This window comes from Jeotgalibacillus sp. R-1-5s-1 (assembly GCF_004405105.1).
Taxonomy (GTDB): domain Bacteria; phylum Bacillota; class Bacilli; order Bacillales; family Jeotgalibacillaceae; genus Jeotgalibacillus.
In genome coordinates, this window is the sequence record NZ_SORW01000002.1 from 34,915 (window position 1) to 57,360 (window position 22,446).

Annotated in this window: 20 protein-coding genes and 1 other RNA gene; 18 read left to right on the forward strand and 3 right to left on the reverse strand. The window is 41.9% G+C overall.

What is annotated here, in order from left to right; genetic code table 11:
- Positions 1–12 precede the first annotated feature (12 nt).
- The 10 genes from E2491_RS00205 to E2491_RS00250 all read left to right on the forward strand — a co-directional run bounded on the left by E2491_RS00205 (position 13) and on the right by E2491_RS00250 (position 11,433).
- Complete coding sequence (locus E2491_RS00205) at positions 13–2,298, forward strand: DEAD/DEAH box helicase (protein WP_134371377.1); 2,286 nt, start codon at positions 13–15, stop codon at positions 2,296–2,298.
- Positions 2,299–2,321: 23 nt separating this feature from the next.
- Positions 2,322–3,515 (forward strand): ribonuclease H-like domain-containing protein, encoded by a 1,194-nt coding sequence (locus E2491_RS00210; RefSeq protein WP_134371378.1) that lies wholly within the window; start codon positions 2,322–2,324, stop codon positions 3,513–3,515.
- 365 nt (positions 3,516–3,880) lie between these two features.
- Positions 3,881–4,084 (forward strand): CotD family spore coat protein, encoded by a 204-nt coding sequence (locus tag E2491_RS00215; protein ID WP_166805741.1) that lies wholly within the window; start codon positions 3,881–3,883, stop codon positions 4,082–4,084.
- Positions 4,085–4,219: 135 nt separating this feature from the next.
- Entirely contained in the window at positions 4,220–4,786 is a 567-nt protein-coding gene (locus E2491_RS00220; RefSeq protein ID WP_134371380.1) for an SLOG family protein, read from the forward strand.
- 60 nt (positions 4,787–4,846) lie between these two features.
- A complete protein-coding gene (gene gpsB, locus E2491_RS00225; RefSeq protein ID WP_134371381.1) occupies positions 4,847–5,170 on the forward strand; it encodes a cell division regulator GpsB in 324 nt (107 codons plus the stop codon).
- A gap of 61 nt (positions 5,171–5,231) precedes the next feature.
- Positions 5,232–5,608, forward strand: an RNA gene (gene rnpB, locus E2491_RS00230) — RNase P RNA component class B.
- A 136-nt stretch (positions 5,609–5,744) separates the two neighbouring features.
- On the forward strand, positions 5,745–6,899 hold the full coding sequence (locus E2491_RS00235) for a THUMP domain-containing class I SAM-dependent RNA methyltransferase (RefSeq protein WP_134371382.1): 1,155 nt from the start codon (positions 5,745–5,747) through the stop codon (positions 6,897–6,899).
- Between the two features lie 4 nt (positions 6,900–6,903).
- Complete coding sequence (locus tag E2491_RS00240; protein ID WP_134371383.1) at positions 6,904–8,823, forward strand: ATP-dependent DNA helicase; 1,920 nt, start codon at positions 6,904–6,906, stop codon at positions 8,821–8,823.
- A 308-nt stretch (positions 8,824–9,131) separates the two neighbouring features.
- The gene (locus tag E2491_RS00245; protein ID WP_134371384.1) at positions 9,132–10,643 is read left to right on the forward strand and encodes a carboxypeptidase M32; all 1,512 of its coding nucleotides are present in this window, start codon (positions 9,132–9,134) and stop codon (positions 10,641–10,643) included.
- A 16-nt stretch (positions 10,644–10,659) separates the two neighbouring features.
- A complete protein-coding gene (locus tag E2491_RS00250) occupies positions 10,660–11,433 on the forward strand; it encodes an SDR family NAD(P)-dependent oxidoreductase (protein WP_134371385.1) in 774 nt (257 codons plus the stop codon).
- 146 nt (positions 11,434–11,579) lie between these two features.
- On the opposite strand, the gene E2491_RS00255 is transcribed toward E2491_RS00250, so the two are convergent.
- Complete coding sequence (locus E2491_RS00255; protein ID WP_134371386.1) at positions 11,580–12,035, reverse strand: chemotaxis protein CheX; 456 nt, start codon at positions 12,033–12,035, stop codon at positions 11,580–11,582.
- A 152-nt stretch (positions 12,036–12,187) separates the two neighbouring features.
- On the opposite strand from E2491_RS00255, the gene E2491_RS00260 reads away from it, so the two are divergent.
- The 4 genes from E2491_RS00260 (at position 12,188) to E2491_RS00275 (ending at position 17,965) form a co-directional block, all read left to right on the forward strand.
- Positions 12,188–15,790, forward strand: a complete 3,603-nt coding sequence (locus tag E2491_RS00260) for a dynamin family protein (RefSeq protein WP_166805742.1) — start codon at positions 12,188–12,190, stop codon at positions 15,788–15,790.
- A gap of 170 nt (positions 15,791–15,960) precedes the next feature.
- Positions 15,961–16,815 (forward strand): sulfurtransferase, encoded by an 855-nt coding sequence (locus E2491_RS00265; protein ID WP_134371388.1) that lies wholly within the window; start codon positions 15,961–15,963, stop codon positions 16,813–16,815.
- Positions 16,816–16,829: 14 nt separating this feature from the next.
- Positions 16,830–17,699 carry a 5'-3' exonuclease gene (locus E2491_RS00270; protein ID WP_134371389.1) on the forward strand — a complete coding sequence of 290 codons (870 nt, stop codon included), beginning with the start codon at positions 16,830–16,832 and terminating at the stop codon, positions 17,697–17,699.
- Positions 17,696–17,965 (forward strand): DUF6123 family protein, encoded by a 270-nt coding sequence (locus tag E2491_RS00275; RefSeq protein ID WP_244093837.1) that lies wholly within the window; start codon positions 17,696–17,698, stop codon positions 17,963–17,965. The genes E2491_RS00270 and E2491_RS00275 overlap by 4 nt, the downstream gene beginning before the upstream one ends.
- A 115-nt stretch (positions 17,966–18,080) precedes the next feature.
- Here the strand turns inward: E2491_RS00275 and E2491_RS00280 are convergent, their stop codons facing one another.
- Positions 18,081–18,473 (reverse strand): reverse transcriptase-like protein, encoded by a 393-nt coding sequence (locus E2491_RS00280; RefSeq protein WP_134371390.1) that lies wholly within the window; start codon positions 18,471–18,473, stop codon positions 18,081–18,083.
- 91 nt (positions 18,474–18,564) lie between these two features.
- Here E2491_RS00280 and E2491_RS00285 point away from each other — a divergent pair, with 91 nt between their 5' ends.
- The gene (locus E2491_RS00285) at positions 18,565–19,227 is read left to right on the forward strand and encodes a reverse transcriptase-like protein (protein ID WP_166805743.1); all 663 of its coding nucleotides are present in this window, start codon (positions 18,565–18,567) and stop codon (positions 19,225–19,227) included.
- 16 nt (positions 19,228–19,243) lie between these two features.
- Entirely contained in the window at positions 19,244–19,420 is a 177-nt protein-coding gene (locus E2491_RS00290) for a zinc-finger domain-containing protein (RefSeq protein ID WP_134371392.1), read from the forward strand.
- Positions 19,421–19,454: 34 nt separating this feature from the next.
- On the opposite strand, the gene cspD is transcribed toward E2491_RS00290, so the two are convergent.
- Complete coding sequence (gene cspD / locus E2491_RS00295) at positions 19,455–19,655, reverse strand: cold-shock protein CspD (RefSeq protein ID WP_134371393.1); 201 nt, start codon at positions 19,653–19,655, stop codon at positions 19,455–19,457.
- 279 nt (positions 19,656–19,934) lie between these two features.
- On the opposite strand from cspD, the gene mntR reads away from it, so the two are divergent.
- Together mntR and E2491_RS00305 are read left to right on the forward strand one after the other, a co-directional pair.
- Positions 19,935–20,360, forward strand: a complete 426-nt coding sequence (mntR, locus tag E2491_RS00300) for a transcriptional regulator MntR (RefSeq protein ID WP_134371394.1) — start codon at positions 19,935–19,937, stop codon at positions 20,358–20,360.
- Between the two features lie 265 nt (positions 20,361–20,625).
- Positions 20,626–22,311 (forward strand): formate--tetrahydrofolate ligase, encoded by a 1,686-nt coding sequence (locus E2491_RS00305; RefSeq protein WP_134371395.1) that lies wholly within the window; start codon positions 20,626–20,628, stop codon positions 22,309–22,311.
- Positions 22,312–22,446: the final 135 nt, after the last annotated feature.

Here is a 22,446-nt window from a genome sequence, read left to right on the forward strand (position 1 = left end):
TGAGGTGATCGAATGAGAAAGAAGACACTGAAGGAATTTATCAGTCATTTCAGGGATGATGATCAATTCAAAAGCCAGGTCGTTAAATGGCATACAATCGAACCTATGGAGGCGGTTTATGAACCGCTTCCGGAGGTACTGGCTCCAAGCCTGAGAAAAGCACTGGAACGGAGAGGGATCGGAAAGCTTTATTCCCATCAGGCGGAAGCATTTAACTCAGTGATGAGCGGAAAATCTATCACAGCTGTTACACCAACAGCTTCAGGAAAAACGCTTTGCTACAATCTTCCGGTCGTTCAATCCATTGTTGAAAATCCATCTAATCGGGCTCTATATTTGTTCCCGACAAAAGCGCTATCTCAGGATCAGAAAACTGAATTGAATGAACTGCTGGATCTGGCAGATTCGAACATTACTTCTTATACGTATGACGGGGACACGCCTGCTTCTATCAGACAGAAGGTCAGGAAGGCCGGTCAGATTGTGATTACGAACCCTGATATGCTTCATTCTGCGATTCTTCCGCATCATACGAAATGGGTTTCACTTTTTGAGAATCTGAAGTATATCGTGATAGATGAGCTTCATATTTATAGAGGTGTATTTGGAAGCCACGTCGCAAACGTCATTAAAAGACTGAAGAGAATTTGCAAGTTTTATGGAAGTGACCCGATCTTTATCTGTACGTCTGCTACCATTGCAAACCCAAAAGAGCTTGCCGAGTCACTTACGGGTAAGAATATGCATCTGATTGACCGGAATGGTGCACCTTCAGCAAGAAAACATTTTGTCTTTTATAATCCTCCGGTAGTCAATCAGCAGCTTAATATCAGACGCAGTGCCACGCTGGAAGTCCGAAGACTTGCCTCACTGCTTTTAAAAGAAAAAATACAGACAATTGTATTTGCTAAAAGCAGAGTGAGAGTGGAGATTATTCTGTCTTACCTTCAGGAACTAGTCAAAAATGAACTCGGGCCTAAATCGATCCGCGGTTACCGTGGCGGCTACCTGCCAACGCAGAGAAGGGAAATAGAACAGGGGCTTCGTGATGGGGACGTTTATGGTGTGGTCAGTACAAATGCACTGGAACTCGGCGTAGATATCGGACAGCTGCAGGCCTGCATTATGACCGGTTATCCAGGGACAATTGCCAGTGCCTGGCAGCAGGCAGGACGTGCAGGAAGAAGGCAGGGGGAGGCGCTGATTCTTATGGTGGCGAGCTCGAGTCCACTCGATCAGTATGTTGTTTTACACCCTGAGTACTTTCTGAAATCAAGCCCTGAGACAGCACGCATTAATGCTGAAAATATCGTTATTCTCCTTGATCACTTAAAGTGTGCAGCATTTGAACTGCCATTTGAAAAGGGGGAATTATTTGGTGAAACGGAGATTGAAGATTTACTGGAGTACCTTGCAGAAGAAAGAGTCCTGCATTTTACAAAAGATAAATGGTATTGGATGAACGATGCTTTTCCCGCTCACGATATCAGCCTCCGGTCAGCTTCGCAGGAGAATGTGGTGATTATTGACCAGTCCGAACGTGCTAACCACAGGGTCATCGGTGAGATGGACCGTTTCAGCGCTATGACACTGCTGCACGATGAAGCTATCTATCTTCATCAGGGAGCACAGTATCAGGTTGAGTATCTTGATTGGGACGAAAAGAAAGCATACGTGCGGGAAGTGGAAGTTGATTATTTTACTGACGCTAACCTGGCAGTACAATTGAGTGTACTTGAGGAGGACAAGCGCAAAGAGACGGAGGAAGCAGCTGCATGTTACGGTGATGTCTCAGTCCGCGCGATGGCTACCTTATTCAAGAAAATTAAATTTGATACACATGAAAATATCGGGTCAGGTCCGATCAGTCTGCCTGAAGAAGAGCTTCATACAAGTGCAGCCTGGTTTTCGTTAAAAGAAGGAATCGGACACATGACGGACGAGCACGTCGAACAGGGGTTGATTGGTGCTTCTCATGCACTGAAAGCGATTATTCCGGTTCACGTCATGTGTGATCCTCAGGATATACAGGTTACACCCCAGGTAAAGGCTGTTCATAATCAGCTGCCGACCTTGTTTATATATGACCGCTATCCAGGAGGAATCGGATTAAGTGAAAAGGTTCATGAAAATGGACAAACAGTGATTCGGGATGCACTGGAACTGATACAAAGCTGTGTATGTACGAATGGTTGTCCATCCTGTATCGGCAGCGGATTACCTGCAGGCGATGCCAAAAAGGATACTGAAAAAATACTAGAGATGTTTTATTATGCTTTGGGAAGTGAAGTCAATTGAGTCTCAAAAAGAAATTAGACCGGATGAAACCTCATCTAAAGTCAAATTCTTCAGGTGCAGCAAGGTCTGAATCGATGGCTGAGATTCCGCATCTTGACCTTTGGAAACAACATCACACCGATTTATTTTGGCATGAGAATGATTTTTGCCTGATCAGGGAAGTTCATTTTCCCCTTAACTATCAGCACGGACGCTACCGGCTGTCAGATTACCATAAAATTATGGAGGGATGGCAAAAGGCAAATGCTTCTCATTCCCTTTCTTCAGCAGGCTATCATCCTGAAGATTTATTTTTTTTCGATACAGAAACGACTGGACTCAGAGGAACAGGCAGTACGATTTTCGTTCTCGGACATGCCAGATTTGCCGGAGACAAGGTGATACTGAAGCAGCATATCCTGCCCGGCCCTGGACAGGAAATTCCTTTGTATATCAGTTTTTTAAAGCAGGTGAACTATAAAACGCTCGTCACTTATAACGGTAAATCGTTCGATTGGCCCCAGGTGAAATCGCGTCACACACTCATCAGGGAACATGTTCCGAAGCTTCCTCAGACCGGACATTTTGATCTTTACCATGCATCGCGGCGCTTATGGAAAGGTTCGATGGCCTCTGTCAAGCTCAAGCATGTAGAGGAACAGAAACTAGGATTTGAAAGGAAGGATGATCTGCCCGGATATCTTGCACCGGCGATTTATTTTGATTTTATTGAACGAAAACATCCGGAAGGTATGATCAAGGTGCTTGACCATAATGAGAAAGACATTTTGTCTCTCATTACGCTATACATCCATCTGAGCGAACTGTTGCTTGATCAGGAAATCGATCAAACCAGCGCTGAAAAATACGAACTGGGGAAATGGTACAGCCATGAAGGGGAACGCGAAATAGGCTCGGGGCTGCTTGAAGACGCCTATAAAATGGACGGACATATATCAGCTGCACACAACCTTGCTTACCTTCATAAAAAAAATAAACAGTATGATCAGGCAGAGAAACTCTGGTTAAAGGTCAGTTCCAATGGCTCAAAAAAAGAAATGGTAGAAGCAGCCGTTGAACTTGCAAAAATCTATGAACATCAATTCAAAAATCATGCTTATGCAATAACAATGGCCAAAAAAGCTCTGGTGCTGATAGATTCAGAATTGGAAACGAAAAAAGCATCTGATCTGAAACATCGGATCAAGCGTCTTGAAAAGAAGCAGGGAAATTTATAGTTGCATCATTTCCCGTGAAAATATTTCCCGGGCAAGCGCAAAAACAGCGCTTTTTTTCACGGTTAGTCGACCGGTGACGAATGTACTTGAAAATTGTCACAAATTGTTCGGAATTACGTAGACAGCTGGATATTGAGAAGTCCCTTAAACAATTGTACTATTAAAGTATCGATTGAAATATGGGGTTGAAAGTATGAGAAGATTAATTCTTTTTTTGTTCTTTTTTGTCATCGGAGCAACAGCATATGTATTCTCAGCATTAGGTGATCAGCTGTCATCACTTTAATAAATGAATGATCCGCACAATTTTATTTTTTCTGTGAAGCATATAATGACATATGCCATACAGAAAGGAGATAAATGGAATGCGGCGAGTACTTGCTCCTATCATTCATCCAACGATTTGCAAAAGGCACTGCCATACCGAACATTATCAGGTGCCTCATATTCATCCTGTTGAAGTGTCCAATGTGACGAATCGGATGTTCCATCATTATCACCAGGTTGAAATGATGCAACAAAACAGCTGTCACGATTTTCATCAGCATTATATGTGCAGAAGACCATAAGACCAAAACGGCTGGATATCCAGTCGTTTTCTCTTTTTAAGAAACATCCGGGAAATAACGGTCGAAATGATGTAAAATAAAAGAAGATTAGAGTCTCCGTTCAAAAGTGTAATGACTGTGAAAGGAGAATGATAAATGAAGATATTGACGGTCACCGGCTACCGTGCACAGGAACTTGGTATATTTACTCAAAAAGATCCTGCTGTTCAAATTATTAAAAAGGCAATCAGTCAATCCATCTTACAGAAGCTCGATGAGGGTCTTGAATGGGTATTAATTTCAGGACAGCTCGGGGTTGAATTATGGGCCGGGGAAGTAGTCATCGAATTACAGAAGGACTACCCCGACTTAAAACTGGCTGTTATTACAGCTTTTCAGGAAATGGAAAGTAAATGGAACGAGGCAAATCAAGAGTTGTTCCATACCATTATCAGTCACGCTGATTTTTATGATTCCGTTTCAAGAAAACCGTATGAAAACCCGTCCCAATTTCGTAACAGGGATTTATTTTTATTACAAAAGTCAGATGGACTTCTTCTCGTCTATGATCCGGAGAATGAAGGATCACCAAAATATATAAAAGAAATGGCAGAATCAGCTGCTGCGAATGGTCAATTAGAGTTGATTCAGATTACGTTTCAGGATTTGCAGTGGATTGCTGAAGAGGCAGCACTTGATCAGAACATTCACGATGCAGATTGACAATGTGACGGCTTTTTGAAAAAATAAACTAACCGGACTACATATACCGAGGTGAAGATAATGAACAATGACGTGGCACAATTAACCGCAAAAGAAATACTTGAACGCGAATTCAAAACAGCAATGAGAGGCTATAAACCTGAAGAGGTAGATGCCTTTTTAGATCAGATAATTAAAGATTACGAAGCTTTTAATGATCGGATCCAGACGCTGGAGCTGGAAGTGAAACGTCTCCAGCAGACTGCTTCTGATTCACCGAGAAGATCTTCTCAGCATACACAGCCTCAAACGACGGCCAGCGGGACAACAAACTTTGATATTTTAAAACGTCTCTCCAATCTTGAAAAAGAGGTTTTTGGAAGGAAATTATACGAAGACCGTTAAAATAGTGCTTGCTTAAGTACCTGCACGGCTGTATAATTTATCTTTGGCTATACTGGTTGTGAAGGCCGGGCAATTGCTGCATCATGCAGAGGAAAGTCCATGCTCACACGATGCTGAGATGCTCGTAGTGTTCGTGCTCCGCGAAAAAATAAGCGGTGGCAGCTTACAAATGTAGGCTGACGGCAGAGAGGATACCTAAGTTCTTTTGAATATGGTATGAATCTCTTGAAAGTGCCACAGTGACGTAGTTCTGACAGAAATGTCGGAAGTGGAACGAGGTAAACCCCACGAGTGAGCAACTCAAACAATGGTAGAGGCACTTTTCCGGAGGAAATGAACAAAGGAAGGGACCGGTTATCCGGTAGATAGATGATTGCCGCCTGAGGTACGAGCTTATAAGCGTTTGCAGTACGCAGGAACAAAACATGGCTTACAGGCCAACACAGCCGGTTGTCCAAATTGATTATGTGTAATACTTCTAAGGCATGACCGAATGCAACAGGTCAGCCTTTTTTTCTTGTTAAATTGACGGTAAAAGTACTTAATAAAAATCTGCAAAGAGAAGGGTGAAAATATGGCCAATTATAAACTGATTGCCACTGCTGCGATGGGTATTGAATCGCTGGTTGCCAGAGAAGTGAAGGATCTCGGATACGAAACGCAGGTGGAAAACGGAAAGGTCTTTTTTGAAGGTGACGAGTGGGCGATTGCAAAAGCCAACATGTGGCTCAGAACAGCTGATCGCGTAAAGATTGTGATGGGAGAATTTAATGCTTATTCATTTGACCAGCTGTTTGAATCGACTAAGGCAATCGCATGGGAGAAGCTTCTTCCTGTAGACGCTGCGTTCCCGGTCTCGGGTAAATCTGTTAAGTCCAAACTTTACAGTGTACCGGATTGTCAGTCAATCGTGAAAAAAGCAATTGTTGAGCGGCTGAAGTCTGCCTATAAAAGAATGAGCTTTCTTGATGAGAGCGGGCCGACCTACAAAATTGAAGTGGCCATCCGCAATGACAAGGTTACGCTGACTGTAGACACAAGCGGAGCCGGATTACACAAAAGAGGATACAGGACCGGCCAAGGGGAAGCCCCTATGAAAGAAACGATGGCAGCTGCACTGATCCAACTGACAAACTGGAGACCGGACCGACCATTTCATGATCCTTTTTGCGGTTCAGGAACCATTGCGATTGAAGCAGCATTAATTGGACAGAATATCGCACCAGGTTTTAACAGGGAATTCATTTCAGAAGGATGGCCTGCCATTCCTCAAAAGATCTGGGATACAGTCAGGGAAGACGCTGAAAAAGCGGCTAATTATGATCAGCCGCTCGATATCACTGGGACTGACGTTGATCATAAAATAATCGAAATTGCTAAGGAAAACGCGATTGAAGCGGGACTTGGTGATTTAATTCAGTTTAAGCAGATGCAGGTTAAAGATTTTACAGCCTCAGCTGATTACGGTGTTATTGTTGGAAATCCTCCATATGGTGAAAGAATCGGGGAAGAGGAAGAAGTAGAGCGGATGTATATGGATATGGGGAAAGTATTCGAACAATACCCGACCTGGTCAAAATACATCATTACTTCCCACCCGGAATTCGAAGATCTCTATGGAAAAAAAGCAACAAAAAAACGTAAACTGTTTAACGGATTTATCCGGACAGATTACTATCAGTATTTTGGCATACGTCCTAAACGTACAGAAAATCAAAAAAAGGACTGATTAGATGCAATCAAATTCACTGCCATTTCCATTGACAGGTGATCAATCTTTTTATGAGGCGCTTGGAGACTGGATCGGGGATGTATTTTACGATATTTTACCAGAAAAAGGACTTGAACTGAGAGACGAACAGATTTTTATGGCCTTTCAGCTCGAGCAGGCGTATAAAAAGAAATCCGTCATGTTTGCCGAGGCAGGAGTGGGAACCGGAAAAACACTTGCCTACCTGCTGTATGCAATCTGCTATGCAAGATATACAGGTAAACCGGCCATTATTGCCTGTGCCGATGAAACGCTGATTGAACAGCTTGTAAAACCAACGGGGGATATAAAAAAGCTTGAGGACATGCTGGATCTGGCTATTGACGTCCGCCTGGCGAAGTCAAGAGAACAGTATTTATGCCTTAAGAAGCTGGATGATGCAGATAACCGTTCTGAAGATGAAGAGCTTGAGCAGGTATATCAGCAGCTGCCAGAGTTCGTGTACGGTGCCGGCTCCATGTCTTCTTTTTATCCTTACGGTGACCGGAAAGAATATCCGTATCTCGATGATGAACAGTGGCAGCAGGTTAACTATGACTCTCTTCAGGATTGTTTGTCATGTGATCTGAGACACCGCTGCGGTCAGACGCTTAACAGAGAACATTATCGTAAAGCGAGAGATCTGATCATCTGTTCACATGACTTTTACATGGAGCATATCTGGACAAAAGATGCCAGAAAAAGAGAGGGACAGCTTCCGCTTTTACCTGAAGCAAGCTCCGTTGTTTTTGATGAGGGACACTTACTCGAATATGCTGCTCAGAAAGCTCTCACGTACAAGACTTCTCTCCAGTCAATGGAGAAAGTGCTTGAAAAATTGTCAGGTAACGATATTAGAGAAAAAACACTGCTGCTGATCGATAACATTGTAGAAATACATGATGACTGGTTTGCCATGATCAGCCGAAATGCCGATCATTCTTCAGAAAGAATGAGAATTACACGCTCAGAAGAACTGATTGCCCAGACGAAAAAACTCAAAAGCACCATCGACAGGCTGCTTGAAGAGCTCGTTTTTGAATCTGAAATGTATGTAATAGATGAGTATGATCTCAAGATCGCTGAAGAATATCTCGAGCAGGTATTGTTTTCACTCAAACTGCTCACTGAAGACGATAACGCGATCATCTGGCTTGAAGAGAATTTCGATGATGAACGGCTTGTGATTATGCCGAGAATGGTTGAAGAAATTTTACGTGAGGAAGTCTTTTCAAAAGAAGTTCCTTTTATTTTCTCCTCTGCCACCTTATCAGTTGATGAGAACTTTAATTATCTTGCCACAAGTCTTGGAATTGATGAGTACGATTCATTTACCGTCGCGTCACCATATGATTACGATGAAGTGATGAAGATTACGATTCATATCACTGATGAAATGGATCGCATGCAATTGCAGGAAGCGATCATCAACGACACGGATCATGGCGTTCTCGCATTATTTAATTCTCAGGATAGTAAAGAATTTTTCAGATTCACAACTGGCGAAGCCGTATCAGCAAGCAGACCTGTTTTTTACGAAGGCGACGAAGAAATCAGCACGCTCGTTGAGAAATTCCAAAAAGAAACCTCATCCGTTCTCGCTTCCATTAATTTATGGGAGGGACTCGACGTTCCGGGAGGAAGTCTCGGTGAAGTTATGATCGATGCACTTCCATTCCCTCCGGATGATCCCGTATTCGAAGCGAAAAGAAAACACGCCAAAGATCCGGAAATGGAAGTGGATTTACCATACATGCTATTGAGGTTACAACAGGGCGTCGGCCGTTTAATCCGCTCTTCATCCGATCACGGACATATCTCGATCTTTATGAAGCCTGAAGAAGAAAAATGGCTCGATCAAATGATCAAAGTACTCCCGGTAAAACCTGAAATTAAAAAATAATACGAGTTGTATTCTCTAACTCTATCTATTGTGTTTGAAAACATAATTTTATATTCTCTACACAATAAGTGCCGGGTCATTCCGAAGACTCCTACGGCAGAGGAGCGACAGCTGGCTCACCGCGTGGCCGTGGAAGCGAAGGAATGACCCGGCACGGTTTTAAAATTGAAAAACGATTAAAAAGATTTAGTCTTTATGACTGAATCTTTTTTTATTTATCAAATATACTTTTATAACCGAAATACCTGACGGACATTTTCAGAAAAGTATGATAAGATATTACAGATTAGATAAAAGGGGGAAAAAGGATGTCGTTAGAAACTGTTAAACACGATTTTCTTAATCATGTTAAGAAAATGTCAGCATATGAAGAAGCACTTGGCTTAATTTATTGGGACCTCAGAACAGGCGCGCCGAAAAAGGCAATAGATCAGCGCTCTGAAGTTATCGGTGCTCTGTCAGGTGATATTTTCAATATGTCTACGTCAAGTGAAATGGCAGGATACATAGAAAAATTATCAGATCAAAAAGATGAGCTGGATGATCTGACTCTTAAAATTCTCGAAGAATGTAAAAAGAATTATGACCGCAATAATAAGATTCCTGAGGAAGAATATCGAAAATACGTTATTTTAAAATCAAAGTCTGAAAATGTGTGGGAGGAAGCGAGAGCCAAATCAGACTTCTCAATGTTTCAGCCATACCTTGAAGAAATCGTTGAAATGAACAAAAAATTTATCAATTATTGGGGTTTTGAAGGTAACCCGTATAATACATTACTTGATATGTACGAGCCGGGCATCACCGTTGAAATTCTTGACCGGGTTTTCACTGAGGTAAGAGACGCCATAGTTCCACTTGTTAAAGGAATTCAGGAATCCGATGTAAAGCCTGACACTGCATTTATTTATTCTCATTTTCCAAAAGAAGCCCAAAAAGAATTCAGTCTTTATGTCCTGAGGGAGCTTGGTTATGATTTTGAAGCCGGCAGACTGGATGAGACAGTTCATCCTTTTGCAACCGGATTAAATACAGGGGATGTAAGGATTACAACTCGCTATGATGAAAAGGATTTTCGAGGTGCGATTTTTGGAACAATTCACGAATGTGGACATGCGCTATATGAGCAGAACATTGATCCGGAATTGAACGGAACTCCTTTAAGTGGTGGAACATCGATGGGAATTCATGAGTCACAGTCACTGTTTTTTGAGAATTTCGTAGGAAGACATCCTGAATTCTGGAAGAGACATCTGCCAGAGCTTAAGAAATTCAGTCCAGGCCAGTTCGACCAGGTTTCTGTAGATGGTTTTATTTCTGCTGTCAATGAGTCAAAGCCTTCATTAATTCGTGTTGAGGCAGATGAACTTACTTATGTCCTTCATATTATTGTTCGTTATGAAATTGAAAAAGGGCTTTTCAATAATGAATTTAATGTAAGTGACCTGCCACGGATCTGGAATGAGAAGTACGAGGAATATCTTGGTGTTACACCATCGACGGATGCAGAGGGACTTCTTCAGGACGTTCACTGGTCGGGCGGTGCATTTGGATACTTCCCATCGTATGCGCTTGGTTATATGTATGCTGCCCAGTTTAAACAGGCTATGCTGAAAGACCTTCCTGATTACGACCAGTTAATCGCAAAAGGCGACATTACACCTATTAAAAACTGGATGACAGCAAACGTTCATCGTTTCGGAAAAACGAAGAAGCCGCTTGAAATACTGCATGATTCAACAGGTGAAGGGTTAAACTCCGAGTACCTGGTTGATTATTTACAGCAAAAATATCGTTCACTTTATGAGTTGACGAATTAATAAGGGTGTGAGGTTATTGAATCTTCCTTCATTCAGACTGGACGGGAAAGTGGCAATTGTCACAGGTGCCGGCAGAGGCATCGGCAGAGCGTTATCCCTTGGAATCGCTGAGGCAGGCGCACATGTAATTCTTTGCGCACGTACAATGGAGGACCTCCAAAATGCGAAGCATGAAATCGAAGAACGGGGAGGCAGTGCGAGTATACTTCAGCTGGATCTGACGGAAAGCAGACTGATTAAAGATGCGATCAGACGAACAGCTGAAGAATTCGGACGTATTGATTTATTAATCAATAATGCCGGTATGAATATCCGCTCTAAAGCCTCTGATGTGACAGAGGAAGAATGGTCTAAAATTATGGACACCAACCTGAAATCGGCATTTATAATGTCACAGGCCGTTGGTGATATTATGAAAACCCAGGAATCAGGTGGGAGTATTCTGTCCGTGTCTTCTGTGGCCGGACAGACTGCACTCCGAACGGGGGTCGTTTATGCTGCGTCAAAAGCTGCAATTATTCAGATGACGAAGGTGTTGGCTTTTGAATGGGGCAGTCATAATATTCGTGTCAATGCGATTGGTCCGTGGTATTTTGAAACACCGTTAACTAAAGAATTACTGGCGGATGAAAATTATTTAAATGACATCCTATCTGTAACCCCGTTAAAGAGAGTAGGTAAGGTGGAAGAACTGATCGGCCCTGCTCTATTACTGTTATCAGATGCCGGTAGCTATATAACCGGTCAGACACTGTTTGTAGACGGCGGAATGACCATCAACGGATTTTAAAAAACACGGTAATTAATAACTTACAAATGAAAAAAGACTGGGACAAATTTCTGTTCCGGTCTTTTTATGATGTGAATAATAATGAGTATCGGTTCTCTGTAATGCCCGGAAAGGAGAATCGGGTTGCCGGGCAGGTTTTCAATATTTCAGCTCTGTGTAACAGACACGAGAATGGAAAAGTCTCCAATCCCTTCTGCTGAAAAAGGAAGATGAATGGCATCATTGAAACCGTAAAGCTTGGTTGTCCCTGACATGACAGATGGAGGCGTGATGTCCATTTCAACGCCGGTTCCGGATACAAATGTTGAAAATGCGCCTGCAATCATATTTCCAACTTCCCCAATAAAGGATATCAGCATTTCATCTTCAAGCTGCATACCAAACATCGTATTTCCAAGACTGCTGAAGTGGGATTCCTTAGCATCGAGAAGAATATTTCCTCTAATATCTCCGGTAATACCGATTAAAACCCCAATAGTTTCCTGCTGGTATGGCTGATCAACCATTTCAGGTGTAGAACAGCTGATTTCTGCCGGAATCACACTTTTTATCGAATGGACCATGCCCTCTAACATCTCGTTCATTACTTTAGTAATAGTCATAAGAGCCTCCTGCGTTCTTTAATGAAACTATTATACCATTACTTATGGCTTATAAGATAGTTTTATATGTTTCTTTTTTGTATATCCTGTGTAACGGCATGATTGAATCCGTTACAATAGAGAAAGGAATAGATAAGGGGCTGTATCGGGATATGGATAAAACTCAGTTTAGAATAGAAAAAGAGAAGCTGTTGAAGAAGCTGGCTGATTTTCAGTCAATCATTAAAAGCAGCGGAGATCATGAAAGAGAAAAAAAGGTAACACTACTTGCTAAAAAGCTTTTAAATGAAGAATTTGTGATCGGCTTCTGCGGTCATTTTTCTGCAGGGAAATCTGCCATGATTAATGAATTGACGGGCGAAAGTATCCTGCCTTCGAGTCCGATTCCGACAAGTGCCAATTTAATTGCACTGCATACCGGGAATAAAAAACATATCAGAGTGACGCTGTCTGATGATACACAATATGATCTTCTTCCTCCACTTGGGGAAACATCAATCAGTGCGCTCGGCAAGGAAGGGCTCAAAATTAAAAAAATTGATGTATGGCGATCATCCTCAGAGCTTCCTGAAGGAATAACGGTACTTGATACACCAGGGATTGATTCAGTTGATGATGCCCATAAACGGTCAACCGAGTCTGCCATTCATCTCGCGGATCAACTGTTTTACGTAATGGATTATAACCATGTACAATCAGAAATGAATTTTGAATACATAAAAAAGATGGTTCAGCATAACAGAAAGATTTCTGCAGTCATTAATCAGATCGATAAGCACAGAGAAGAAGAAATTCCATTTGATGTATACAGGCAATCCGTACAGGAGGCCTTCACCCAATGGGGGGCTGAACCTGAAGCATTTTATTATACATCGCTCAAAGACAGCGTTCATCCGCACAATCAGCTCCAACAATTGAAGGAGATGCTTCATCAGATCGTCAGCCGGAAGTATGAACTTATGCTCTCGGCTGTGGAAAGTGGATTGTCCCTTCTTCAAACCGAACATAAAGAATACCTTGAAGATGAAATGGAAGAAATCAGATTGGCGTACGAAGAAATCGTGACGGATCAGGATCTTGAAAATCGGGCAGCCATTTTTGAAGAGGAAGAGAAGCTTGAACAGGAAACATCCATCTCTTCATTTAAAAGCTGGTCTGAAAGCTATGATATTGAGAAGGAAAAACTACTAAAAGACGCTTACTTAATGCCGGCAGACGTCAGGTTAAAAGCAGAGCAATTCCTTGAATCCACCCAGAATTCTTTCAAAACAGGTGTCTTTTTTGCTGCTAAAAAGACTGAAACGGAAAAAATCAGACGTAAAGAGGCTTTTGTTCAGGCTTTACATGATACAGTTGAAAACCAGCTGATCTGGCACGCAAAATCATTTGTCTACCGCTATATTGAAAAAGGTGGTGCCTCAAGAACTGAATGGGCTCAAAAGGTAGAAGGAATAGAGGTTTCTGAGCTTGATTCCCTGATCCATTCCAGTGTGAAACCGGGGGCAGGTTATACAGGCAATGCACTGCTCCATTATTGTGATGACCTTGCCGCAGCTGTCCGGAGAACAGTTAAGGTTCAGTTAGAGCAACTGAAATCAGAGATCGTAACAGATCTTGAAGACCATATTGAAGAATCATCCGTGAAGAAGGAAGCCGGGAATAACAGAGTCCGTCAGAAGGCCAATATCATCAGGCAGATCGAAAAAATTGAATCTGCGCTCACCAGAGCAGAACAATCTGAATCAATCGGGGATGATCTACAGGCTGTTTTTGTTCAGGATTGGTCGAAAGAGAATGGTGACATTTACTCAGTATCATCAATCTCGGAATTATTGTCTGATACTGAGGAGCAGTTGGATCATGATCAACATACTGATGAACAGACAAAAAAGGCTTCTGAATCTCTTGATGAGGAATATATCATTAAAAAGAGCTATGCTGCAGCTGACCTGCTAAAAGAAATATCGGGATTCACCCATCAGTCGAAAACATTAAAGGGACAGGCTGAACGTCTTGAAAATAAAAGATTTACTGTTTCACTTTTTGGTGCATTCAGCGCAGGGAAATCCTCTTTTGCCAACGCCATTATGGGCAGGAAAGTACTGCCGGTTTCACCAAATCCGACGACTGCTTCCATTAACAGAATCAACCCGCCAAATGAGGAATTTCCTGATAAAACAGCGGTCATTCATTTTAAAAAAGAACGGGAGCTGATTGAGGATCTAAGATCAGTCAGTGAAAGTCCAATTGAATCCATTGAATCAGCAGGTGAAATATTATCAGCAGTTGTGCGTGATCGCAAAGATCTTCCTGAATCAAAAAAAAGCTTTATCCGCGCTTTTCTAAAAGGAAATTCATCATATGGATCAGAGCTTGGGAAATCAGTGAAAGTCTCATTTGAAGAATTTGCAGGGTATGTATCCAATGAACATCAGTCCTGTTTTGTTGAATCCATTGATCTTTATATTGATTCACCGCTCGCAGAGTCCGGGATCACGCTTGTGGACACACCTGGCGCTGATTCTGTGAATGCCAGACATACAGATGTCTCCTTTGATTATATAAGAAATTCTGATGCGGTTTTATTCGTGACGTACTACAATCATGCATTTGCAAGAGCGGACCGTGAGTTTTTAATACAGATGGGTCGTTTAAAAGAAAGCTTTGAGTTAGATAAAATGTTTTTCCTTGTTAATGCTGTAGATCTTGCCTCAAATGATCAGGAGAAAGATGATGTGATTCAATATGTGCAGACTCAGCTGATGAAATTCGGTATCAGACAGCCCAAAATTTTTGGTGTATCGAGTCTTCAGGCGTTGCAGGAAAAGACTAGACAGCAATCTGGAATTGACGCATTTAACGCGCAGTTTCATTCGTTTATTGAAGGAGATCTACATGCCATTGCCCTTCAAAACGCATATGACTATCTTGACCAGACGATACACAGGATGAAGGTGTTGATTGACCGGTCGGAAAACAGTGCCGAAGAAAAAGAGCATTACCGGAATCAATTAATGGAACATCGCCAAAAAATTGAAAAAGCTTTGTCTGATTTATCATTTGCGGCATTAAAGAATCAGGCTGATCAGGAACTGAATGAACTGATTTATTATGTGAAGCAGCGCGTATTCTATCGTTATCCTGACTTCTTTAAAGAATCATTTAACCCATCAAGGTTCAGTCAGATGCAGCCAAAGCCTGCACTTGAAAAATCCATCAATGAGCTGATTGGCGTTCTTGGGTTTGATTTTATGCAGGAATTAAAAGTAGTGAATCACCGCATGGACTTATTTATAGAGAAATCACTTATGCGTGATCTTGAAATATTGTGGGATATGATCAGAGAAGATTTCTTAAATGGAATGAAGCCGGTTATCCGCCAATCGTCCTCTGATATGCTGACGTTCCCGCAGCTGCTTTCAGGATATGATCATACTGCATTTGCAAAGGAAAAATCGTATTATAAAAACAATAGATCATTTTTCGAAAAAAATGAAAAGAAGTTTATGAAAGATGCCCTTGAAGAAAGGCTCAAACAGATGGCTGATCAGGAAATAGCTGAAGAGCAGGTAAGAATTCAAGAATGGGTGCAGACAGAGATCCAGTTGAAAGGAAAAGCCTATTTTACACAGTGGAAAGAAGAGATGACTGAACAGATTACAGCTGAAATATCCACGCTGGATTCAACTGAGATGACTGCAGAGCTGAAAAGGGTGTATCGATTGTTAACCACTGAAGGTGACCAGCTTGAATAAGGATTACCATGCCTGTGCAACATGTATACATTTTCAGGCTGTGAGAATTAAGAAAAGAAAGATGCTTTACCGCTGCAAAAGGCTTGGATTTGAAACAAAACCTGACTATAAATTCAACTGCTGGCAGCCCAGACCGGATATAAAAAAACGTATGGAAGAAGGGATTTAATATGAAAGTGACAGTATCTTCCCAATGGTTAATTGATCATTTGGACCAATCTGATATAAGAATCATCGACTGCCGTTTTTCTCTTCAGAATTCTGATGCCGGATATGAGCAATATTCAGATTCCCATATACCTGGAGCCACTTACTTTCACCTGAACGAGGATTTATCAGATCGGGCACAAGTGCACGGGGGGAGGCACCCTCTGCCACACCCGGAGGCATTCAAATCGAAAGTTGAGGCTGCAGGCATCTCCAATGATTCCACCGTCATTATTTATGACGGAGGTGATGGCGCATTTGCTTCACGATGCTGGTGGCTGTTTCATTATTTTGGACATGAAAAAATATATATTTTGAATGAAGGATATGAAGGTTGGATAAGCCGTGGTTTCCCGGTTACGTCAGAAGTGTCAGATCAGTTAAAAGGCTCCTTTAAGCTGGATGAGAAGAAAAATTCAGTCGCACATATGGAGGAAGTCAGGGAGATCAGCAGGGGTAAACGTACCGGACTATTAGTGGATTCAAGATCGTATGACCGCTACATCGGTGATCATGAACCGATTGACCGTGTGCCAGGGCACATTCCAGGAGCTGTTAACAGAGAATGGACGGACAGTCTAAAAGACGGCTCTTTTTTAACAGATGAAGAGCAGGCGAAACGATTTTCTGAATGGGAGAAGGACCAGCCGATCGTTGTTTACTGCGGCAGTGGTGTCACTGCTTGTCCAAATATCATCGCGCTGAAACAGGCAGGCTTTACGAACGTAAGGCTATATCCGGGCAGTTACAGTGACTGGGTGTCGTATGATGAAAATGAAATTGAAATTGGAGATTCCACTCATCTCTCGAATTCGTAAAGGAGCATGACAGTATGAAACACATTTTATTAATTGACGGCATGGCTCTGTTGTTCCGGTCTTTTTTTGCAACAGCCATTACGAATCAGTTCATGCGAAACGATAATGGAACCCCGACCAATGGTGTTCAAGGGTTTCTTAGACACTCGCTGACTGCCATTGATCTAATTAAACCAACACACGTAGCTGTGTGCTGGGACATGGGTAAAGAAACCTTCCGGAATGAAACTTTTGCAGATTATAAGGCAAACCGCAACGCTCCACCGGAAGAACTGATTCCTCAGTTTGATCTTGTAAAGGAAGTTGCAGAGAAATTTTCATTTCATAATATTGGTGTTCACGGTTACGAAGCAGACGATTGTATCGGGACCATCGCAAAAAAAGAAGCAAAGCATGCACGCATCAGTGTAGTAAGCGGTGATAAGGACCTGTTACAGCTACTTGAGCCAAACATTGAAATCTGGCTGGTCCAAAAAGGTTATGGGAATTATAACCGTTATACGCTGGGTCGTTTTATTGAGGAATACGAAATCACGCCGGAGCAGTTTATTGACGTAAAAGGTTTGATGGGAGATCCAAGTGACGGTTATCCCGGAGTTAAAGGCATTGGAGAAAAAACAGCTTATAAGCTCATCAAAGAGTTTGGATCAATCGATAACCTTTTGCAAAATAAAGAAAAGCTGACCCCGGGCCAGAAAAAGAAAATCAGTGAAGATGAAAAAATGCTACATTTGTCCCGGCAGCTTGCTGAAATTCATTGTGAGGTACCACTGGAAAAGCCATTTGCTAAAGACTGGAATGGTGTATCAGACAGGGCAATCCAGGTGTCAGACGAATACGGATTAAAAACAGTTAAGAGATTTTTGGAGAATGCCGGTCTATGATGAAAACGCTGGATGATTTTATGGCAGATCTGGATTCAAGAGGATTTAAGCTTGATGACGAAGCGATCGGATTTATTTATTTTGGCAGGAAATACACAGGCGCCAGCGATCAAATCGTCAAAACAGCGATTGAAGCAACGTTGAAAATTCAGAAACGGTTCGATTCCAGCTTTTATATGTCTGTACTGGAGGAGCTGGTCAAATTAAATCAGCCTTCAAGAAAAGACATGATCAACCACCTTAAAGCGAAAGGTATGATCTTATAAGTTCAGGTGAAATAAGCCTGAAAAAAGGGACTCCATTTATTTTAGTTGGGGTCCCTTACATTTTACCTGCAAAACGTTTTTGTATATAACCATCCAAGATAAGGTAAGGCTTCAATTAAGCCTGCTGTGATCTGATCGCCTGCCTGGCCAGACGGTCAGCAACTGAATTTTCTTTACTTGGAATCCATTTTATGAAAAATAGTGGGAACTGATCAATCATTTCAAGTGCATTCGTTAAATAGGCGGCATAAGTGCTGTTTTTCACTCTCCTGTTTTCAACCGCATGAAAAACGATTTGAGAATCAGTTCTGCAGGAAATGATATGATCTTTATAGGGAAGACATTTTTCCAGTCCGATAATAAGTGCATTGAATTCCGCTTCATGGTTCTCCATGATTGGGAGTGGCACAGACAGCTGTCTGGAGTCTTTTCCATTTTTAATAAAAACACCCGCACCGCTTAGGCCCGGATTTCCGGCACTTGCTCCATCTATATATAATTCAATCATGTGATCCCCCCTTAATCCTGAGTGTACCAACAGTCGATCTGTTATACAATGGAGAATAATAATGAGGATATCTAAGAATGGAGTGAAGCGGTTGAACGTTAGATTTATGGCGAGTTATAAACATCCAAAGCACCAAAAAATTGAGATCACCACATCATTTCTTGATGAATCACTGGCTCTGGACTATATTCAGGATTTTGAGAAAACCGGACGATTTGACAGTATTATCATTGAAGATGATCTCGGTCAGCAATGGACCGTGAAAGAATTTAAAAAGCTTATGCATAAAACAGAAGGTCAGGTAAAAAATATCAGTGTGTTATTTGATGCCAGTTATAATAAGCATTCCAGGGAATCAGGACTTGGCTGGATCATTGAATATGAGAAGGGCAAGGAAACATATACTGAAAGAGAAAATAAAGTAATCAGCGGTTTAGCATCCAATAATGAAGCAGAATACGCTTCACTCTATTACGCGCTGAAACACGCAATTGAGCTCAGTGAAGGAAATCAACAGCTTCTTGAAGTATCAGGTGACTCACTCGTAGTGATTAATCAAATGAGCGGGGAATGGCCATGTTACGATCAGAATCTGGTATACTGGATAGAAAAAATCGAATCGCTACTGAATGACCGGGGTTATAAAGCAGCTTACAAGCACATAAGCAGGAAAGGAAATAAAAAAGCGGATAAGCTGTCAAATCAGGCTCTGCAGGATGAGAAAATTAAAAGCAAAAAGCAGCGTAACGATTAATCAGGAGTTGAATAATGTGGAAAAACAGCTGATTATCAATGAGGTGGACGAACTGCTTCAGACCTACTGTCAGGATTGCCCTGTGAAAAAACAGCTGAGATACGAACGTGGAAAATCAAAGGCACATAAATTCTGTATATCAGAATGCTCAGTTGGAAAAAGACTCCAGGAATGCGGCAGGCAATTGAGCTGAAAAAAGACCGTTCACAATGTGAGCGGTCTTTAACTTATTTTTTAATAACATTGGCAGCCTGAGGTCCACGGTTTCCTTCTACAATATCAAAGGTCACTTCCTGGCCTTCCTCAAGCGACTTATAACCATCACCCTGCACGGCGGTAAAATGTACAAAAACATCATCGCCACCTTCTACCTCCAAAAACCCATAGCCTTTTTCATTGTTGAACCATTTTACCTTACCATTATGCATGTTGACAGCCTCCCGTTATGACAAGCACAATTGTGCTTAAACATGGATTTTCATCTGGATCGGTCAAGATGATAAATTAACTATACACATGAACAAAAAGTCCGTCAATGATATGAGGGAATTTTCAAAAAATAATTAAACGGAGTCTAATAATGAAAAACTTTCCCCAAACAATGGTTCTGACTAACCCACAATGGATAACTTGTTGTTTCAGAGACACCGTTATAGTAAACTTTACAGGAAACGAAATAATGGTTTTTTACGAGGAGGGGTCCCCACATGCCAACACCCAGCATGGAGGATTATATAGAACAAATCTATATCCTGATTGACAACAAAGGATATGCAAGGGTATCAGATATTGCAGAAGCACTTTCTGTCCATCCGTCTTCCGTTACAAAGATGGTTCAGAAGCTTGATAAAGATGAATACTTAATCTATGAAAAATACCGGGGACTGGTATTAACGAAAAAAGGAAATAAAATCGGGAAAAGACTCGTGTTCCGGCACGAGCTTCTTGAACAATTCCTGTCTATCATCGGTGTGAAAGAAGAAAACATTTATAATGATGTTGAAGGAATCGAGCACCACTTAAGCTGGAATTCCATTGACCGGATCGGTGATCTCGTCCAGCTCTTCGAAAACAACCCTGAGCTTGTCAATGAATTAAGACAGCTGCAGGAAAAAGAAGAGCAGGAGGATTAAAGGTTATAAGTAAAAAGTGATCAATGTTTTGAAAAGCAGTTTGCCTTCATTATTTTATTGTATAAGTTTTGATTCTTTCGTTGCGATATCAAACATATAAAAGTACCGGGGAATTTCCCCGGTACGGTTTTTAAAATGAAATTAAAATTCCGCTGTAAGCGGTTTTTTTATGCGGTAAATTGGTTGGAGAGCAAAACATAGCACTGGTTTGCAGCTGAAAAAATTATGATATGATAGAGGAAAATACATACGCTGGAGGACTGTCATGACTACTGAAAAAACCGTTCCGACTGATATTGAGATTGCCCAGTCTGCTGAAATGTCACCGATCACAGAAATTGCTGCAGGAGCAGGGTTGTCAGAAGAAGACCTTGAACTGTATGGAAAATATAAAGCGAAGATCAGTTTTGAAGCGATTAACCGCCTTCAGACTGCAAGGGATGGAAAGCTGATCCTCGTAACGTCGATTAATCCGACTCCTGCCGGGGAAGGTAAGTCAACTGTTACGGTAGGACTTGCTGATGCCTTAAGAAAAACAGGGAAAAACTCAATGGTTGTTTTAAGAGAGCCTTCACTTGGACCTGTTATGGGAGTTAAAGGCGGCGCAACCGGCGGGGGTTATGCACAAGTATTGCCGATGGAGGATATTAACCTTCATTTTACCGGAGATATTCATGCGATCACGACAGCGAATAATGCTCTTTCTGCTTTTATCGATAATCATATTCATCAGGGGAATGAAAAACAGATTGATCCGAGACGGATTATCTGGAAACGTGTACTGGATATGAATGATCGCGCTCTGCGTCAGGTAATCGTGGGACTTGGAGGACCAGCTAAAGGAGTTCCAAGAGAAGACGGTTTTGATATTACGGTTGCTTCTGAAATTATGGCCGTTCTTTGTCTATCAGTGAGCATTGAGGATCTTAAACGAAGATTAGCCAATATGGTTGTGGCTTACACATATCAAAAAGAACCTGTAACAGTCGGTGATCTTCAGGCGGAAGGTGCGCTGGCACTGCTGTTAAAGGATGCTTTAAAGCCGAATCTGGTCCAGACACTTGAGCACACCCCTGCTTTAATTCACGGCGGTCCATTTGCGAACATTGCGCATGGATGTAACTCTGTGTTAGCCACAAAAACAGCGTTAAAGCTGGCTGATTACGTTGTGACTGAATCAGGATTTGGCGCTGACCTTGGAGCGGAAAAGTTCCTGAATATTAAGACGAGAGCAACAGGAAAACATCCGGATGCGGTTGTAATCGTTGCAACAGTAAGGGCACTGAAAATGCACGGGGGCCAGGAAAAAAATGAGCTGAAAGAAGAAAATATTCAGGCGTTACAAAAAGGATTGGCCAATCTGGAAAAACATCTTGAAACGATCCGATCGTTCGGACTTCCTGCTGTGGTCGCCATTAACCGCTTCCATACGGACCACTCATCAGAACTTGCAGTGCTTGAGAAGTTCTGTCAAAGCAATGGTGTACATTATGCACTGACAGAGGTGTGGGAAAAAGGCGGAGATGGAGGCGTTGACCTTGCCCGTCAGGTTTTGGAGCTGCTTGATGGACCAGCGGATTTCTCTTATCTGTACGAACTTGACCAATCTATCCATGAAAAAATTAATGCCATCGCCGGGAAAGTTTATGGAGCGGATGCCGTTGTATTTTCAAAAAAAGCTGAAAATCAGATGGCTGATTTTGAAAAGTACGGTTGGGGTAAATTACCTGTATGTATGGCAAAGACACAATATTCATTATCAGATGATCCGAAGCTTCTCGGACGCCCTGAACAATTTACGATCACGATCCGTGAGTTAATTCCAAAGCTCGGAGCAGGTTTTATCGTTGCGTTAACCGGTGACGTGATGACTATGCCGGGACTTCCGAAAAAGCCGGCTGCTCAAAATATGGACGTCACGAATGATGGGAAAGCAATTGGTTTATTCTGATTTCGTTATATGAAATTGGTGCAGCTTTAGATGATGTCAGGCTGGATAAATCCGTATTGAGGGTTTTGATCCAGCCTTTTTTATGTGTGATGAACATAGAGAGGTTCGATTCAACTTCTCCCGGTATGATATGAT

Excerpts from the sequence above, each read along its gene's own strand:
- E2491_RS00205 (WP_134371377.1), top strand. The coding sequence starts at position 13 with ATGAGAAAGAAGACACTGAAGGAATTTATCAGTCATTTCAGGGATGAT.
- E2491_RS00210 (WP_134371378.1), top strand. The coding sequence starts at position 2,322 with ATGAAACCTCATCTAAAGTCAAATTCTTCAGGTGCAGCAAGGTCTGAA.
- E2491_RS00215 (WP_166805741.1), top strand. The coding sequence starts at position 3,881 with ATGCGGCGAGTACTTGCTCCTATCATTCATCCAACGATTTGCAAAAGG.
- E2491_RS00220 (WP_134371380.1), top strand. The coding sequence starts at position 4,220 with ATGAAGATATTGACGGTCACCGGCTACCGTGCACAGGAACTTGGTATA.
- gpsB (WP_134371381.1), top strand. The coding sequence starts at position 4,847 with ATGAACAATGACGTGGCACAATTAACCGCAAAAGAAATACTTGAACGC.
- E2491_RS00235 (WP_134371382.1), top strand. The coding sequence starts at position 5,745 with ATGGCCAATTATAAACTGATTGCCACTGCTGCGATGGGTATTGAATCG.
- E2491_RS00240 (WP_134371383.1), top strand. The coding sequence starts at position 6,904 with ATGCAATCAAATTCACTGCCATTTCCATTGACAGGTGATCAATCTTTT.
- E2491_RS00245 (WP_134371384.1), top strand. The coding sequence starts at position 9,132 with ATGTCGTTAGAAACTGTTAAACACGATTTTCTTAATCATGTTAAGAAA.
- E2491_RS00255 (WP_134371386.1), bottom strand. The coding sequence starts at position 12,035 with ATGACTATTACTAAAGTAATGAACGAGATGTTAGAGGGCATGGTCCAT.
- E2491_RS00260 (WP_166805742.1), top strand. The coding sequence starts at position 12,188 with ATGGATAAAACTCAGTTTAGAATAGAAAAAGAGAAGCTGTTGAAGAAG.
- E2491_RS00265 (WP_134371388.1), top strand. The coding sequence starts at position 15,961 with ATGAAAGTGACAGTATCTTCCCAATGGTTAATTGATCATTTGGACCAA.
- E2491_RS00270 (WP_134371389.1), top strand. The coding sequence starts at position 16,830 with ATGAAACACATTTTATTAATTGACGGCATGGCTCTGTTGTTCCGGTCT.
- E2491_RS00275 (WP_244093837.1), top strand. The coding sequence starts at position 17,696 with ATGATGAAAACGCTGGATGATTTTATGGCAGATCTGGATTCAAGAGGA.
- E2491_RS00280 (WP_134371390.1), bottom strand. The coding sequence starts at position 18,473 with ATGATTGAATTATATATAGATGGAGCAAGTGCCGGAAATCCGGGCCTA.
- cspD (WP_134371393.1), bottom strand. The coding sequence starts at position 19,655 with ATGCATAATGGTAAGGTAAAATGGTTCAACAATGAAAAAGGCTATGGG.
- mntR (WP_134371394.1), top strand. The coding sequence starts at position 19,935 with ATGCCAACACCCAGCATGGAGGATTATATAGAACAAATCTATATCCTG.
- E2491_RS00305 (WP_134371395.1), top strand. The coding sequence starts at position 20,626 with ATGACTACTGAAAAAACCGTTCCGACTGATATTGAGATTGCCCAGTCT.